The sequence below is a fragment of the Streptomyces sp. NBC_01142 genome (assembly GCF_026341125.1).
GTDB lineage: Bacteria > Actinomycetota > Actinomycetes > Streptomycetales > Streptomycetaceae > Streptomyces.
The window spans coordinates 3,158,351-3,175,234 of record NZ_JAPEOR010000001.1; the positions used below are offsets into that span (position 1 = coordinate 3,158,351).

The 16,884-nt window shown below is 69.6% G+C and carries 13 protein-coding genes; 4 read left to right on the top strand and 9 right to left on the bottom strand.

The window, feature by feature from the left end; translation table 11 throughout:
* The 8 genes from OG883_RS14190 to OG883_RS14225 form a co-directional block, all read right to left on the bottom strand.
* Positions 1-969 (bottom strand): DUF4157 domain-containing protein, encoded by a 969-nt coding sequence (locus OG883_RS14190; RefSeq protein ID WP_266539945.1) that lies wholly within the window; start codon positions 967-969, stop codon positions 1-3.
* Between the two features lie 9 nt (positions 970-978).
* The gene (locus OG883_RS14195) at positions 979-1,134 is read right to left on the bottom strand and encodes a DUF6760 family protein (RefSeq protein ID WP_266539947.1); all 156 of its coding nucleotides are present in this window, start codon (positions 1,132-1,134) and stop codon (positions 979-981) included.
* A complete protein-coding gene (locus tag OG883_RS14200) occupies positions 1,131-1,493 on the bottom strand; it encodes a hypothetical protein (protein ID WP_266539949.1) in 363 nt (120 codons plus the stop codon). Before OG883_RS14200 ends, OG883_RS14195 begins: the two co-directional genes overlap by 4 nt.
* A gap of 8 nt (positions 1,494-1,501) precedes the next feature.
* Positions 1,502-1,942, bottom strand: a complete 441-nt coding sequence (locus tag OG883_RS14205; protein ID WP_266539951.1) for a phage tail protein — start codon at positions 1,940-1,942, stop codon at positions 1,502-1,504.
* Positions 1,943-1,979: 37 nt separating this feature from the next.
* Positions 1,980-3,128 (bottom strand): phage tail sheath subtilisin-like domain-containing protein, encoded by a 1,149-nt coding sequence (locus tag OG883_RS14210; protein WP_266539953.1) that lies wholly within the window; start codon positions 3,126-3,128, stop codon positions 1,980-1,982.
* A gap of 56 nt (positions 3,129-3,184) precedes the next feature.
* Positions 3,185-4,009: a Pvc16 family protein gene (locus tag OG883_RS14215; RefSeq protein WP_266539955.1), complete on the bottom strand. Its 825-nt coding sequence runs from the start codon at positions 4,007-4,009 to the stop codon at positions 3,185-3,187.
* An 18-nt stretch (positions 4,010-4,027) separates the two neighbouring features.
* Positions 4,028-6,121 (bottom strand): ATP-binding protein, encoded by a 2,094-nt coding sequence (locus tag OG883_RS14220; protein ID WP_266539957.1) that lies wholly within the window; start codon positions 6,119-6,121, stop codon positions 4,028-4,030.
* Positions 6,122-6,323: 202 nt separating this feature from the next.
* On the bottom strand, positions 6,324-9,329 hold the full coding sequence (locus OG883_RS14225; RefSeq protein ID WP_266539959.1) for a DUF4157 domain-containing protein: 3,006 nt from the start codon (positions 9,327-9,329) through the stop codon (positions 6,324-6,326).
* A gap of 837 nt (positions 9,330-10,166) precedes the next feature.
* Here OG883_RS14225 and OG883_RS14230 point away from each other — a divergent pair.
* From OG883_RS14230 to OG883_RS14245, 4 genes are all read left to right on the top strand, one after another.
* On the top strand, positions 10,167-12,101 hold the full coding sequence (locus OG883_RS14230; RefSeq protein WP_266539961.1) for a RiPP maturation radical SAM C-methyltransferase: 1,935 nt from the start codon (positions 10,167-10,169) through the stop codon (positions 12,099-12,101).
* On the top strand, positions 12,098-12,661 hold the full coding sequence (locus OG883_RS14235; protein ID WP_266539963.1) for a DUF5825 family protein: 564 nt from the start codon (positions 12,098-12,100) through the stop codon (positions 12,659-12,661). Before OG883_RS14230 ends, OG883_RS14235 begins: the two co-directional genes overlap by 4 nt.
* A 3-nt stretch (positions 12,662-12,664) precedes the next feature.
* Complete coding sequence (locus OG883_RS14240; RefSeq protein ID WP_266539965.1) at positions 12,665-13,939, top strand: MFS transporter; 1,275 nt, start codon at positions 12,665-12,667, stop codon at positions 13,937-13,939.
* Between the two features lie 581 nt (positions 13,940-14,520).
* Positions 14,521-14,934, top strand: a complete 414-nt coding sequence (locus OG883_RS14245) for an SHOCT domain-containing protein (RefSeq protein ID WP_266539967.1) — start codon at positions 14,521-14,523, stop codon at positions 14,932-14,934.
* Between the two features lie 206 nt (positions 14,935-15,140).
* On the opposite strand, the gene OG883_RS14250 is transcribed toward OG883_RS14245, so the two are convergent.
* Positions 15,141-16,871, bottom strand: coding sequence for a SulP family inorganic anion transporter (locus OG883_RS14250; protein ID WP_266539969.1), 1,731 nt, complete (start codon positions 16,869-16,871; stop codon positions 15,141-15,143).
* Positions 16,872-16,884 lie beyond the last annotated feature (13 nt).

Here is a 16,884-nt window from a genome sequence, read left to right on the forward strand (position 1 = left end):
TCAACCTCCGCGCTCGAAGTCGGTCCGGAGCCGGTGCATCAGCTCGTCGAGGAGGCTCTGCCGGAGCCGCTCCAGGTCCGGCGGGGGCGGGGCGGATACGGCGGGGGACAACTGGCCGTCCCGGTCGGCGGGGGCTGCCGCGGGGCGGGCGGCGGGGGAGTGCGCCGGGGAAGGCAGGTGCCCGGGAGCGGTCGTATGCAGTGTCGGATGCGGCAGCGCGTGCGGTGCCGGGGGCCCGCCGTGCCGAGCCGCCTGCGGTACGACGCCGGGGGCGACGGCGGCACGTTCGCCGGCCAGCGCCTCCGCCTCCTCGTCCTGGGCGCCGCCGCCCGTCGCCCGGCGCCAGGCCGCGCCCGGTCGCAGCAGGGCCAGCACATGGGTGGCCTCGTGTACAAGGAGCCCGAATCCGCGCGGCTCGCGCGGTTGGAACCGCCCCGCGCGAAAGTACACATTGCGGCCCACCGTCACCGCGTCGGCCCGATGGGCGTGGGCGAGGGAGTCTGCAGTGTCGTCGTCGTGTACGCGCAGTGCGTCGGCGGCCGGACCGGCCACGTCACGCAGCCGGGACCGCACATCGGCGGGCAACGGCCGCCCCGGCGTGAACCGGTCGGCCCTCGCACCGGGCGCCTTCCGGTCCGGCCAGGCTGCCGGCCCCGGCCGTGCTCCTGGATCCGTTTCCGGACCCGTTTCCGGACCCGTTTCCCGGCCGAACGCGCGCGTGGCCGTCGGCCGCAGCGCGGCACCGGCGCTCTCCGGAGCCGACTCGACCCGGTCGAAGCGCCCGTCGAACGGTGCGGCGATCTCCCCGGCGTGTTCGATCAGCGTCCCCAGCGGACCCGCCCAGGGGAACGTGGGCGTCAGCCGGCCCGACAGCCACCGCGCCTGCGCGTCGAGCAGCTCGCCGAGCGTGGCCGACGCGGGCCGACCCTCCTGCTCGTGCCGCTGCTCATCCCGCTCCAGTTCCTTCATACTCCTCCGTCACTGCTGTTCCGACGCGGCCGAGTCGCCGACCTCGCGCACCCAGCGCCGCCGCTGCGCGTGATCCAGGTTCAGTACCTCGGTGAGGGTCCAGTGGACATACCGGCCGAGAAAGGCCACCTCCTGGTGAACCCGGTCCAGGGGGTAGCCCGTCATCCCCCCAGCGGCGGCACCTCCGCCTGCTGCTCCGTACCGCACCGCGTGCACTGCACCGTGATGACCGTCGGCGTCAGCCCGTTGATCCGGTTGTAGAGGTCCTGGAGATGAGCCAGGTCCTGCGAGAACAGGCCTTCGATGACGCCTGGATTGATCTCCGGCACCCCGCCGAGTTTCGTCACCACACGTGAGAGCAGGATGACGACCAGATACGCGGGCCAGTTCCGCACCCGCGGATCCTTCAGCGGATAGATCTCGTCCGCCGCCGTGGCCAGCCGCATCACCCCGGTGCGATGCAGGTTCCCCTCGGCGTCGACGTACCCCTTCGGCAGTTCGAACTCGACTTCGGTCACCAGCATGGCCGCGCTCACACCCTCGTCAGACCTTCGTGAGCCAGCACCAGCGTGTCGATGGCGATGTCGCTGCCCTTCGCGTTGAAGGCGGCACCCTCCCATTTGCTCGGCCACGCGTTGATGAAGTTCCAACGGGCGACCTCGGTGCGGTTGCCGAGGTCGTAGACGACGATGGAGCCGTTCTTCCGCAGCGGTTTCCCGTCCACCACCTGCTGCCGCCAGGCCCACAGTTGCGTCGACTCGGTGAGCCCCCACTTCAGGGTGATGTCGGTGAAGCTGGTCCTGCCCGGAAGTTTGCTCACGGTCGAGTTGTCGCCGCCCTGGCGTGTCTCGATGACCTCCGTCGTCGAGCCCAGGCCGCTGCATTCGGTGAAACTGGCCTGGGCGATGCCCTCCAGCTCCACCAGGAAGTTGAAATTGCGGAATGGATCGACGCGCTGACCTGTCTGTGGCATCGCCGGATCCTCCTCTCAGCCATAGGTGCTGCGGCTCTCAGCCTTCGGTGATCCCGGCGCCACCGGCCCACAGGCCCAGGCGCACCACGACATGCTCGGCGGGGCGGGTCGGCGCCACCCCGATCTCCACCACGATCTGCCCCAAGTCCCGCACCGCCGCCGGGTTGAGCTCCTCGTCGATCTTGACGTAGAAGGCCTCCGCCGCCGTACGCCCGAAGAGTGCGCCCGCCTGCCAGATCCGGGTCAGGAACTCGGTGATCGACCGCTCGAGTCCCTTCCACAGCGCAGTGTTGTTCGGTTCGAAGACTGCCCAGCGCAGCCCCTGCAGCAGCGACGCCTCGATGTAGGAGACGAGCCGCCGGACGTTCACATGGCGCCAGGCAGTCTCGTCCGAGAGGGTGCGCGCACCCCACACCAGCGGCGGGCGGCCGGGGAATCGGCGGATGGCGTTGACACCGCCCTGGTTGAGCTTTCCGTGTTCGGTGTCATTGAGCGCGTACGCCAGATCCAGCGCTCCCCTGACCGGCTCGTTGGCGGGCGCCTTGTGCACCCCGCGCAGGCTGTCGCTGCGCGCCATGACACCGGCGACATGGCCGGAGGGCGGCACGGTCACCATGGCCGACGCGCCGCCGGAAGCGGTCGGATCGCTGATGAGGATCCATGGCCAGTACAACGCGGCGAAGGCCCCGTCGGAGGAGATCAGCGAGCCGCGCTGGGTCTGCAGCGCGCCATCGGCCTTGAGCGGTGTCTGATCCTGGGCACCGTCCAGGATCGCGAAGCGGTTCCCCATGGCCACGCAGTGGTCGATGACCTTCTTCTGCGCGGCGACGTCGACCACGCCGGGCAGGCACACCATGCTCACATCGGGCACCCGGGTGAGCTGGTCCAGGGCGGTGTCGAGCCCCGTCATGTCCTTGACCGGCACCACCTGGGCCAGAGTTCCTCCGTTGCCGAAGAACCCCCGGACGGCGTGCGGAAGTTGCAGGTTCTGCTGGTAGCCGTCGAAGGACGCGGTGTACGCGGTCCAGCTGGTGACGGCGACCGGCCTGCCCAGGGCGGCGTCCGGCAGCGCTTTGGCCGCTGTGCCGATGAGCGCCGCGGCGCCCGCGCCGACGCCGGCAATCGGGCCGGCCGGGGTGATCTCCTCGATGTGCACACCGGGTGTGCTGTCCTCGTAGTTGGCCATCGGCTCGGTTCCTCCTTGTCATCGAAGGGCATCGCGGTCTTCGCGGTCCCGCTCGCTCAGGGACCGGGCAGGATCACGTCATGGACCTGGCTGTCGGCCGCGTACCGCACCTCACGGCGCAGCTCCGGCCGGTTCGGCGGCTGCACGAGCAGGGTGTATGTACCGAACTCCAGCTGGTCGAAGGCGAATCGTCCGGCGGCTCCTGCCACCGTCCGCCGCTGCGCCTCGACCACGGTCACCGGCGTACCGGCCAGCGGAGCCAGCCCGCTGTCCAGCACCCGTCCCGCGAGCGCCGGATGGCTGAGCGAGGTGGAGGCGATCCGGAGCACATCGGTGGCCGGGTACGCGTCCGGTTCCTCGGAGAGCTGCATGCCGATGGTGACGGTGAGCGCGATGGCCGGCCGGGGCGCCACCCCCAGGGCGGTCCAGAACTGGCCCATGCCCTGGCCCTCCTTCGTCTGGGCGACGGAGGAGGGCAGCGGATACAGCGGAGGCGGAGTCTTCAGCTCGCCGCGCAGAAAGCGGTCCTCGATCACTGGGAAGCGATGGAGCCACAGCAACAGAAGCCCGAGCAGCCGGTGCTCCTCCTCGGCCTTCAGACCCCCGCTCCTCGTCGACCAGGTGGTGGCCAGATACGTACAGTCCACCCGCAGCGGCGGCCGCCGGCTCAGATAACCGTCCGCCGTCCGCTCCAGCAACGGTGTGTCGTCCCGCAGCGTCCTGTTCTCCTGGACGTCGTGGAGGAACAGGTTCACCGTTGTGAGCGTGGGCTGGAAACCCTTGTCCGGCGTGTCGAAACTGATGTCGGCTGCGCGGAGGACGGCCGGCGCGTCCAAGTCGGTCAGCATCGCCTTGAGCGTGGCATCCAGGTCCTGAAACATCTTTGCCACCTTGTACGTTCATGCCGGCTCCCGGTGTGCGTACGGGTCAGCGTCGGGAACGACCTTGCCCATCTTCTGGTATTCGCGCCGGACGGCGGTGAGCAGCTGCGTCATCCCGATCCGGGTCCGCTGGGCGGCGGCCAGATACGCCGCGTGCAGCACGACGTTGCGGATGTTGCCGCCGGACAGCTGGAAGTCGCCGGCCAGCCGGTCGTAGTCGATCGCCGGGTCGCAGGGTGCTTCCGGCGGCATCCGGACCTTCCAGATACGCCGCCGCTCGGCGTCTTCCGGGAAGGGGAAGTCGATGACGAACTGAAGCCGGCGGGTGAACGCGTCGTCCATGTGCCGGCGCAGATTGGTGGCCAGGACAGCGAGACCGTCGTACTGCTCCATGCGCTGGAGCAGATAGGAGATCTCGACATTGGCGTACCGGTCGTGCGCGTCATGTACCTCGGAACGCTTGCCGAACAGCGCGTCCGCCTCGTCGAACAGCAGGATGGCGTTGGCGTCGGCCGCTGCGATGAAGACGCGTTCCAGGTTCTTCTCGGTCTCCCCGATGTACTTGCTGATCACCGAGGACAGGTCGATCTTGAAGAGGTCCAGGCCGAGTTCGTGGGCGACGACCTCGGTGGCCATGGTTTTTCCGGTACCCGAAGGCCCCGCGAAAAGTGCGCTGATCCCCTTGCCCTGGGACATCCGGCGGCCGATGCCCCAGTCCTCCATGACCTGCTGCCGGTGCGCGACCCACTCGCACAGTTCGTGTAACTGGGCCAGGGAGTCCGTGGGGAGGACGAGATCGTCCCAGTCGGCGACCGGCTCGATCCTTCGCGTGAGCGCCGCCAGGTCATGACCGGTCTGACCACGGGCCGCCGCGAACAGCGTGCCGCGACCGGGCCCCGCCCCACCACCTTCACCCGATGCGAGAGAGGTCAGTACGGCGTCCTCGATCTGCTCGTGCCCGAGGCGGAACCGCCCGGCCAGGGCGTCGAGATCGGCCGCGGGGACGGCGGCGCCGTGCGCGGCCAGTGTCCGCTCCCACACCGCGCGCCGGGCCACCGCGTCCGGCCGTAGGAAGGTCACACACCGCACGCCCAGCGGCCGTCCCGGCACCGGAGCCCATGGGGCGGTCCCGGACATGACGACGACACCCTCGTGCCCGGCGAGCTGGTCCGCCAGCGACCGCTGGTGGCCGATCCCGCAGACCCCGTCGATGTAGAGGAGCGCGCCCTGCAGCGACGCCTCCCGCAGGACCAGCGCGAGAACGTCACGCAATGGACCCTCCTCCTGCGGCAGCCGCCCGGCGTCGACGCTGAGCAGCGGTACGCGAAGCGCACCCGCCAGCGACTCGGCGGCCCGGCGCCGCCCGGCGCCCGGGGGGCCGTGGAAGTACAGCCGCAACGGATGGTGTCCCCAGGCCCGTTCCACCGGCCCCAGCAGCCTCGGATCGGGCGCTTCCGCGGACGAGTGGGCGGGTGGGGGAGGCGTGAGCCGGCAGCAGGGTGCCAGTCTGCGGTCCAGGCCTGTCTGGCCGAGCAGCACATCGATGATCTGTTCGTCGAGCACCAGGAAATGCGCGAGCAGCGGCGGCGCGACGGCCCGGGGGTCCGGGACAGCGGTCAGGACCCGGCGGCTCAGCATCGGGGCCCCGGCACCGAACACACCGCGAGCGGCCAGCCGTTCCTCGGGGGTGGCGGTCAGCAGGTCCAGGGCCAGGCCGACGGTCGGGCGCCGTCGGCTCACGTCGTCCTGGAGGTAGCCGTACAGCCGCTCGTACCGCAGATCCATCTCCGGAGCCAGGGTCAGGAGCACCACATCGAGTTCGAGGTCCGAGAGGCCGTAGGCATCGCGGAGCCAGGCCCAGCCGCGTGCCTCGTCGGTGATCCGCTTCCAGTCCGGCTCGAGCGGTGCGCCGCCACTGCCCGCCAACAGGGGCTCACCCGCCGGGACTTCGAGCGCGCGCTCCGCCTGCACGGCGCTCACAAAGAGCCCCCGGAAGGAATCGGCCGCGGCCTCCGCCCCGAACCGCGTCCGGGCGGCCTCCACGGCTCGGGCGAGCAGTCTGTCGAGCCGCAGGAATGCCAGGGATGCCGGGGACGGGAAGTCGTGATCCACGCGGGCACTCCTCGGGCAGTCGATTCAGCAGTCGATTCAGCAGTCGATCCGGGGGAGTTGATCAAACTCGACCGATTGGTCGATTGGGCGAGGAATGTCAAAGCTAGGGAGATTTGGGCAGAGCGGTCAAGGCGTTGCCCCGACGGCGCCGGAGCCAAACCGCCTGATGGTGTCGTCGGGTGGGGCTGGTGTGGACGGGGGCTCACTTTTTGCGGGGTCTGCGGATCATCGCCTTGACGATCTCCTCGAATTCGTCCTCCGGAATCCAGTCGAATTCGTCCCGGTTCCTCAGCAGCCAGTCCGTGAAGCTCTCGTTCCGTCCGCCGAGCCGCGGAGCGTGATCGAACACGCCCTCCGCGAGCGCCCCCTTGGAGTTCGCCAGCCCTCCTGCAACGTTCTCGTTCCTCCTGGCCTGATTCAGATAGAGGGTGAGTTCCTGGTAGTAGGGGTCCGTGTGCAGGACCTGATGACGGGTCAGCCCCTGCGGAACCGTTCTCGGATCCACCGTGGTACTCGGCAGGCGGACGCCGTTCTCCGCAGCGTTGGCGGGATTGAAGCCCTCTTCACGAAGAATTCTGCGGGCGATCTCGCCTCGGGGGTCACGGTCGGCCACGATGTGGTGCCAGTCGTGCCCGTACAACTCGTGTTCACCGATCCCGGCCAGATTGTCGCCCAACTGGGCGGAGGGCCTGCGGCCGTCCTCCGCCGGAACGTGGGTCTCCGGATCCTCGATCACGTCGAGCTTCTCCGGAGGATGATCGCCGGGCTCGTGATGCATGGCCTGCTCGTTGTGCCAGGACGGCTCGTTCGCGTCCGCGTCCGGCGTGGGCATGAGTTCGTCCAGGCGTTCTTCGAGTTTTCCGATGTGCTCCATGGCCTGCACCGGGTTCTCCCGGGCCATGTTCTCCAGGACGAGAAGCTGCTCCTCCACCACCGCCGGATGGCGTGCGGCCTGTCCCCCGACCCTGGCGCGAATGCGGGCGAGGCGCCTGAGAGCGATGTCTGTCGGGCTTTGGGGAACCCCCTTGGGGAACTGCGGGGACCCGCTTCCCGGCTGCTTGGCAGGCGCGCCGCCCGCCGTTGTCGTGGAGCTACCGGAAGCCGTGTTCTGCGGAGTCGCTGTCTGCTTCGGCGCTTTGACTCCGGGGGGTTGGTCCGCCATCGCCCGTACGGGATCGGGGCCGCGGCCCGCAGCGGTCGTCACCGCGCCGTCGGTGCCGGTGCCCGCGATGACGGCGGGCTCCTCGATGAGGGCGGCCTGGGGAACGGCCTCGGGGACCGGCTCGGGGACGGGCGGCTCCTTCGGGCCGGGGATGCGGCCGGCCTTGCGGGTGCCTTTCGGGATCCGGCCCAGCTTGGCCTGCTGCGCTTTCGTCAGCTCGGAGACGGGGGGCTTCACCGGGCGCTTGAATTGCAGGAGCTTTCCCGGGGGCTTCGGCGTGGACACGGGCGTGGGTGTGGGCGCGGGCGTGGGTGTGGGTACGGACTTCGGTGCGGGCGCCGGCTTGGGTGCGGGCTTCGATGCCGCCAGGGGTGCTGGTGCCGGCGTCGGTGCGGACTTCGCCGCCGCCTCGTCCACGAGCGGCGCCACCCCGTGTGCCGCCGCGGTACCGGCCTCGCGCTCGGCCAGGCCGAGCAGCCGCTTCAGATAACCCAGCAGACGTTCGAGGACCGGGAGGAACGGGGCCATGATCGCCTGGGCCGCCCTGCTGCGGAGCACCACCGCGGTCACGGCGTTGATCGCCTCTTCCACCTCGGTCACGACCGCCCCGAGAGCCCCCACCGCCTTGCCCACGGTGCCGAGCACTCTGCCGTACTGGCCCAGCTTCCCCGCGAGCTGGCTCAGGGCAGTGCCGACCCCCAGGGTGAAGTACGCCAACAGGCCGTTGCTCACGAGCATGCCGATGGTGTGACCGATCGAGTAGCCGGCGCTCGCGCGGGGAGTGGTGGTGACAAAGGAGTCGATGGCCCTGCCGAACTTTCCCGTGACCAGACTCAGCACACCACTGTGCTCCGCCTCGGTGTGGGTGGTGAGGATCTGTTCGAGGGTCTCGGGAGGGCGCGTTTCCTCCTCCTTCTTCTTGTCCGTGCCGGTGAAGAAGCCGACGATGCCTTTCGCGGCCTCCCGGCCGGCCTTGCCCGCCGCGCCCCCGGCGGCTGTCTGAGCCTGGAGACCGGCGTTCGCGAGGAATTCGTAGAGTTCTCCGGGACTCATCTTCTTCAGCTCGGCCTGGAGGTCACGCACCCGGTCGGGCAGACCGTCGCGGAACTTCTGGATCGCGGTGAGGATTTCGAATGCCTCGGCGGCAAAGGCATCGGCCCCCCGCCATGCCCGTAGGCCCAGGTTCTTTGCGATCAGCGGGAGTTGCTCGGCCAGCGCACCGAGCACCAGCAGGTCCGTCGCCGGGCTGATGACTCCCGCGCCCAGGCCGACCAGGTATCCGCGCTCGAACTCCTTGGCGTTGGCCGGTACCAGCATCCCGGCGAGCGCGGCCTTGGCCCTGGCCAGGTCGAGGCTGTCGCCGGCCGTGAGCCCGTGCCCCAGCTCCGCGACGAAGCCGCGCAGTGCGGCGGCCAGCAACCGCTGGTGCGGACCACGGCCCACCACCTGGCGGGTGAGCCCGTCGACGAATGCGTCCCCGATGGGTCCGAGGGAGTCTGCCTCAGCACCGGACCCGCTCGTGGCTGCATCTCGCTTGGGCAGGAGAGCAATGCCCACAGCCGTTCCTCCGATCCCGGCTCCGGACCCGACACCCGTTCCGTCGCCCGCCCCCGCCGCGGCCCGTTCGGACTCCCTGGACCCGGCCGGAGCAGTCCCGCCGCGTGCCTGCTGGACCGTGTGCCGCAGCTCATGAGCCAGCACCTCGCGGCCCGCGGCCTCTGCGGGGCGGTACTCACCGGGCCCGAAGACGATGTCCTGCCCCACGGTGTACGCCCTGGCTTCCAGAGCGGTGGCCGAGGCGGCCGCGTCGGCGTCGGTGTGCACCCGTACCCGTGACAGATCCGCACCGAGCCGGGCCTCCATGAACGCGCGGGCGGCCGGATCGAGTGGCCGGCCCCCGGTCGCGGCCGGTCCGAGCAGTGCCTGGATCGCCTGGTTCCCCATCGCCGACGCCCAGGCCGTTGCCGGCTCGTCCGGGAACGCCTCGGAGTGGGCTTCGCCCCTGGGTGTGGGATCCGATGACCGTACGGCCCGCTCAACCGTCATGGCTCCCCCGCCCGGTTCGGAACCTCTTGGTGCTTCTGATGCTTCTCGGTGCGATTTACGCTAACTTGCCGTCAGTTGGCCGCGCAAGACCGAGGGTGTTCCGTGCAGGCGATGGCCGCCGCCAACAACCCGACTCCACCGTCAGGTTGGAAAGAGCGCAGGGGAGTCCACCCACTGCATCTTGCGTAGTTCGGCCGGCCGCCAAGACCAGTCAGTCCATCGCCCACAGCATGTCCCGCCACAGGGACAGGGGGTGGCAGGGCCTGGGCCGCATGCGGGGAAACCTGGCTGGTGGTCTCCCGGCCGAGCCGGAAGACCACCGCTCGCTCACGTACGCAGAGTTCTGACCCCTGTTTCCGCGCGGCCGGGCGGGCGGCCGGGCGGGCGGGCGGTGCTCGGCGCAGTCCTGGGCGCACCGGTCATCGCCTCTCTCCTGACCGTTGCTCTGAGCGGGTGGGAGTGTAGGTGGCTGACTCCCGTGGCGATGCTCCTGTCCGGCGTGGCAAGCCGGATCGTTCTGCCCCGGCTGCGTGGGCTCCCCAGCCGCTGGGACAGGGGCGATCACGAAAATTACCGGACCGCCCAGATCGCCCGATCCCGTGAGCGGAGAGTCACGGGTGCTCTTGTGGGGCGCATGCGATGCCCTCTAGGGTGAACCGCCTCTTGTAGTACGCGAGTTCGAGAAATTCGAGCAAGGGAGAGGCCGTGGAGATCAAAAAGGTAGTGATCCGCGAGGAAGAGCGCACGAACCGCCGGCCCGCCGTCATGGAGAAGCGGCCGCCGAGCCGCTGACCGGGGGGAGCGCAGGCAGGTGTCCACGGGGACGGAGAGGGCGGTATGCGTGTTCAGCTGGTGACCATGCCCTGGCACCCGATCGATCTGCCGTCTCTTCAGGTGGGCCTGTTGCACCGCCTGCTGCAACAGGTCCGCCCGGACGACGAGGTGCGTGAGTTTCACGGCTCGCTGCGCTGGGCGGAGTTCCTCCTTGAGCGGTCCGGCGGGCGGCTGCGCCCCGGTGACTACGAGGCGATCGGCAGCGATTCGATCTTCGACGGCCTCGGCGACTGGGTCTTCTCGGGTGCTCTGTACGAGGACGAGAACTGGGGCGTCGCACGCCTGAAGGAATACGCGGCGCGTCGCGGCATCTGCACCGACACCGCCTCCGACATGCGGGTGTACGCGGCCGAGTTCATCGTCGAGTGCGCGGCGGAAGTGCTCGCTCAGGAGCCTGATGTCGTCGGGTTCACCAGCACGTTCATGCAGAACGTGCCCTCACTCGCGCTGGCCAGGGAGCTCAAGCGCTGCCGCCCCGACCTCACCGTCATCTTCGGCGGCAGCAATTGCGACGGCCCGATGGGGCACGCCCTGCACCGCAACCATCCCTTCGTCGACCACGTGGTGCGCGGCGAGGGCGAGTACGCCTTCCCGGCACTCCTTCGCCACCTGGACGCCGGCACGCCGCCCGCCGACGTACCGGGCCTGTGCTGGTGGGACGGCCGGACGTCCCGGGCGAACACCCTGTCGCGGCGCACCGTGGCGCCCGCTGACATCCCCGCACCGGACTACGACCAGTGGCAGGCCGTCCTGGAGGCGTCCCCGGTCCTCGAATACGTGTATCCGAAGCTGGTCGTCGAGGGAGCTCGCGGCTGCTGGTGGGGCGAGAAGCACCACTGCACCTTCTGCGGGCTCAACGGCTCCTCCATGGCCTTCCGCGCCAAGACGGGGGCGCAGCTGTGGAGCGAGATCGACCACCTCGTACGACGGCACCGCCTCCTCGACGTCGTCACCGTCGACAACATGATCGACATGGCGTACTTCAAGGACTTCCTGCCGCTCGCCGTCGAGAGCGGCTGGGACCTGCGGATGCACTACGAGGTCAAGTCCAACCTCACCCGCGAACAGATCGCCCTCCTGGGCCGGGCCGGAGCGGTGCTCATCCAGCCCGGCATCGAAAGTCTGAGCAACCGGGTCCTCGACCTCATGGACAAGGGTGTCAGCGGCGCCCGCAATGTACGCACGCTTCGCGAGTGCGAGAACCACTCGTTGACCTGCACCTGGAACTACCTGTACGGCTTCCCGGGCGAGACCGTCGAGGACTACGCCTGCGTCGTCGACCAACTGCCCGCGCTCGTACACCTGCAGCCCCCGGGCGGCGCCCACCGTATCCAACTGGAGCGGTTCAGCCCGAACTTCACCGACCCGGGGTTCGGCTTCGGCAAGCGGCGTCCCTCCGAGATGTACCAGCATGTCTACGAACTGCCCGAGGCCGAACTCACCGATCTCGTCTATCTGTTCGACACCGAGGACGCGGGTATCGGCGGGCAGGCCGAGAGCCGGCTCAAGCGGGCCGTCGGGAAATGGCGCGACGGACATCCCGGATCAAGTCTGGTGATGGAGGAAACAGAGCCGCAGGAGGGCGTGGACGTACTGCTCGTACACGACCGGCGGCACGGCTGGCCCCGGCGCACCCACCGGTTGACCGGCTGGCAGGCGGAGGCACTGCGACGGCTGGAGGACGGGCGGACCGAGCCCGCACTGCACCGGTTGCTGACCGGCGACGGATATGACGTCCCGGCCGGAGAGCTGAATGTATGGATCCAGCACGCTCAGGCGATGGGGCTGTTGTTCCGCGACGGACGGACGTACGTGTCCCTGCCCACGTGGGAGGTGCCGGCCCGCATCGACCGCGACCCGGCGGACCGCGTCGCAGACCTTCAGGCGGCGGACCCGGCGGACCTTCAGGCGGCGGACCGTCAGGCGGTGGCCGGATGACCGGGCTGCCCGCCACCGTCACCCACCGCGTCACTGGCCGGCAGGTCCACGTGGACGAGCCGCTACGCCTGGGCGGGGCGGGGCGTGAGACGGCGGTGGCGGTCCAGTTCCTGCGCGAGTGCCAGAGCCATGGGCTCCGTACGCACTGGGAGATTGCGCACGAAGAGGCGCCGGGCGACGACGCGTATGACGCGCGGATGCTGCACCACCTCCCGCCGCCCGCCGAACGGCCCGGTGAACCAGAGGAGTTGAGTCAGTGGCGCACCTCGTACGCCGCCTTCCCTTCCGGGATGCTCTACCACCGCCGCGGGCCGGACTTCATCACCGTCATGGACCGCAGAGAACGACCCGCCTCGGCGAGGTTCACCCTTGACCACCCGGATCTGCTCACCACCTTCGGCACAGTGCAGGAGGCCACGGCGCTCAGTGAACTGAGCGCCGTGCAGCGGGAGGCCGTCGACCTGCTCGCGGCAGAGCGACTCGCCCTGGTGGCAGACGGGTGGGCGGTAGCCCTGCCGACGCGGCTGCATCGCTGGCCCGTACCCTGTACGGGGATCTGACGGTTGGGCGCGGCGTCGGCCGACGGGCCGGTCCCCCTGTATCGGCACCGTCCCTTCGTGCTGCTGTGCGGAGAGCAGGTCGCCAGCTCCGTCGGGCGGCAGATCACCGCCCTTGCGCTGACACTGCTGGCCGTGACCGGCCTCGGCGCGGGACCGTTCGGGGCGGCCGCACTGCTGGCACTGACCTATCTGCCCGGCGCCGTGCTGAGCCCGCTGGCCGGAGCGCTCGTCGACCGGATCCGGCTGCGCCGCCTGCTCGTGTGGGTCACCTCCCTGCAGACCCTGGTCGTCGGCTCGATCCCGTTCGCCGGTGCCGTGGGGCACATCACCCTGCCGCAGCTGTACGTGGTCGCCGCCGTCTCCGGCACCCTGACCTTCACGCTCTCGGTCGCCCTCCAGGCGGCGCTGCCGCGCGTCGTCGGACCGGAGAGGCTGCTGGGCGCCAACTCCGCGCTGACCGCGGCCCGTACGAGCGGACAGATCGGCGGGCCGGCGCTCGGCGGCGTCATGGTCGGGCTCCTCGGAGCCGATTCGGCGCTCCTTGCGGGCAGTGCTGCCTACGCCGTCGAGGCGCTGTTCCTGCTCGCCCTGCCCGCCGCCCTGAACACCCCGGCAGGGTCGCGGGAGCCCGCGAAGTCCGTGGCCGGCTTGCTGCGTACGGGACTTGCGGTGGTTCGCGCCGAGCGCCGGCTGCGCCGCATGGTCCTGGCGGGCGCCGGACTCAACCTCGGCAGCGGCGCGGCGACCGCGCTCTACGTGTTCTACGCGACCCACGATCTGGCTCTGCCCGCCTGGCAGTTGGGAACGACATACGCCACCTACAGCGCGGCCACCCTGGCGGGTGCGCTGCTCGCCGGACGGTTCGCGAGGACCACGGGGCTGTGGCGGGCCACACAGATCTTCGGGCTCGCGGCGGGCGCGGCGGTGTTCCTGATCCCGGCCGCGTCGCTGGGCCTCGCCTTCCCCGTGCTGCTCGCGTACCAGGTCTGTTACGGGCTCTCCGGCACCGTGTGGATGATCTCCATGACCACCACGCAGCAACTGGTCACCCCGGACGGCATGCAGGGACGCGTTGCCGGTCTCGTGCAGGCGGTGCTGCTCACGACGGTACCGGTGGGGGCGCTGGCGGGCGGCGCACTGGCCGCCTGGCTCGGCAGCGTACCCGTACTCATGGGATCGGCGGCGGTGACCTTGCTCTCGGCGGCAACCCTCTGGGCACCCACGGGGACGAGCATCACCGTGGCGGAGCCGGCCGCGGACGCGGAGAGCCGCCGCTAGGGCCGTTTCGACTGACGTGCAGTGGGCGCGGATCGAGTCGTTGCTGCCGCCCAGGCGGACGCCGAAGGCGACCTCGACCGGGTCGTCGCAGTCGGCCCCGCCATCGTCCGCGCCCACCAGCACGCCGCCGGGGCCCGTCATTGGGCGGCCCGGCCGGCGAGCCGGACGATCATGTCCTCGTGGGCTTTCCCGACAGCATCACCGGGACCATGACACCCGCGCCGGGGAAGCCAACGCGAGGGAAAGCCGCATCGCAGCTCGGCGGGCAACGGTGTACGGGATCTTGCGGAGTCGTGCTCCAGCGTCCCTCACGTCGGCGCTTGGCTCGCCATGAAGACTCCACCGACCGTGCGGAACGGTGCGGGCGCCTGGGGCAGCAGATCCTCCGTGTGTAAGCGCCTCTGAGGTCCACTGCTATGCGTTTATGGATGGTTTTATTAAGGAAGCATATACATGAGAGTGATTTGCCCATTTCTCGCTACTTGGCTCCGAAACCGCGGAGTGCCGCGACGCTTCTGGGCCTTCTGGTCAGCGGTCACCGCCGGCGTGGATCAGCAATGGTGCTTCAGAGGGGAAAACAGATGACTGGGCAAGTGAACTTGGCTTACGACTATCCGCTCCTGGGTGCGTTCTGGACCATGCTGTGGATCTTCCTGTGGGTCATTTGGATCTTCCTGCTCTTCCGGGTCTTCGTGGACGTCTTCCGTGACGACTCCCTCAACGGGTGGGCCAAGGCAGGGTGGTGCATCTTCGTGATCGTCGTCCCCTTCCTCGGGGTCTTCGTATACCTCATAGCGCGTGGCAAAGGCATGGGTCAGCGCGAAGTGAATCAGGCCCGAGCTCGGCAGCAGGCGTTCGACAGCTACGTCCGCGAGACCGCAGGCCCCGCCGAGCCGAGCGCGACCGAGGAACTCGCGAGGCTCTCGGAAATCAAGGCCAGGGGCGACCTCACGAACGAGGAGTTCCAGCGCGCCAAGGAGAAGATCCTGCGCTGACCGGACTCCGCACCGCCTGCCTACCCTCGGCATGCCCGTCTCGAGGGCACGCATAACTGGGCGGGCCCCGATGGTTCTGGGGCTGGGCGCCCGCCGCGTCACCTGTGGCTGGCCGGAGCTGGTCGGCCGCCGCGTTGCCCGCCCCTATGGGCGAAGGGCCCATGCAGCCCTCCAGGTGGTCGAGAGTCTCCTCGCTCACACTCCGGCTAGCCGCCATCGCTGTCGTGGTTCCGGCACCAAGAGCGGTATGCGGCAAGCGCGGTGGGCAGCGTGGGAAAGATCCGGTCCTCGCCGACGGATGCGCCGAGTCCGTACGCGTCCAGCTCGTCTCGCAGATCCTGTTTGACGCGGGCCATGGCGAACTCGATGCCGCGCCGGGTCAGTTCCCGCCGTAGTTGGTCCAGCGAGTCAAGTGCGGTGATGTCCACCTCCACGTTCGCCTCGGCGTTGAGGACGAACCACCTGACCGGGATCTCCTGCTCGGCCACCGCGTCCAGGGCACTGCGCCTGAAGTCCTCCGCATTGGCGAAGAACAGAGGGGAGTCGTAGCGGTAGACCAGCAGCCCGGGGACCACCCGGGCCTGCGGGTAGTCGTCGACGTCGTGCATGCCCGGCATACCGGGCACCAGGCCCTGGACGGCGTCGTGCGGCCGCGCCACCCTGCTCAGGAGCTCGGCGACCGACAGACCCACGGCCACGAGCACCCCGTACAGGATGTCCAGGACGAGGACTCCGGCGAGGCAGCCGAGGGCCAGCAGAAGTTCCCGCCGGCGGAAGGACGCCAGCCGCCGGAAGCCGGCCAGGTCGATCATCCGGATCGCGGCGTAGACGACCAGCGCACCCAGTACGGCCATGGGGGTGCTGGTGAGCAGCGGACTCAGGAAAAGGAGTACAGCCAGAACGGCAGCCCCGGCGGCGAGCCCATACGCCTGGGTGTGCGCGCCCGTGGACTGAGCGATTGCGGTACGACTGGCGCTGCTGCTCACCGGGAATCCCTGCAGCGTGCCGGCGCCGAGATTCACGGCGCCCAGGGCCAACAGCTCCTGGTTCGCGTCCAGGGGCGGCCCACCGTCGTCGGTGGCGAAGGCACGCGCGGTGAGGATGAAGTCGGTATAGCCCACGAGCAGGACACCGACGGCGGGCAGCAGCAACTGGGGCAGGCTGTCGAGATCGGGCAGGTCCGGGCGGGGCAGCCCGGCCGGGATCTCCCCGATCACCGCGAGACCGCGGTCCTGCAGGCCGAACACCGCCACCACCGCCGTACCGAACACCAGGGCCAGCAGTGGGCCGGGAATGCCCCAACGAAATCGCGTGGCCAGGTACAGGAAGATCAGCGTTCCGGCGCTGAAGATCAACGTCGTGGGATGGACCTGGGCCAGGTTCTGCGCGAAGGAGACCAGCTTCGGGAAGAACCCCGAACCTTCCGTGGGGACACCGGTGAGCTTGGTGAGCTGATCCACCATCATGATCAGCGCCACGCCCGCCAGATAGCCGATCAGCACGGGCCGTGAGAGCAGATCGGCCACGAATCCCAGCCTCGCCGCCCACGCCACAAGACACATCAGACCCACCGCGACGGCGAGCGCGGAGGCCAGGACCGCGTACCGCGCGGGATCGCCCCCGGCGAGCGGCCCCACGACGGTCGCGGTCATCAGCGCTGTCGTCGACTCGGGCCCCACCGACAGCAGTCGGGACGAGCCCAGGAAGGCGTACAGCACGAGCGCGGGCAGGATGGCCCAGAGGCCCACGACCGGTGGCAGGCCCGCGACGCTGGCGTACGCCATGACCTGCGGTACGAGATACGCGGCGACCGTGACCCCGGCCAGGAGGTCCCCACGCAGCCAGCTCCGTCGGTACCCCCTGAAGACCGTGAGGCCCGGCACCCCCGGCACAGCACGACGCCAACTTCCGCGGGGGGTGCCGGGGTGCTTCGCCATGGGTGTCCTTCGG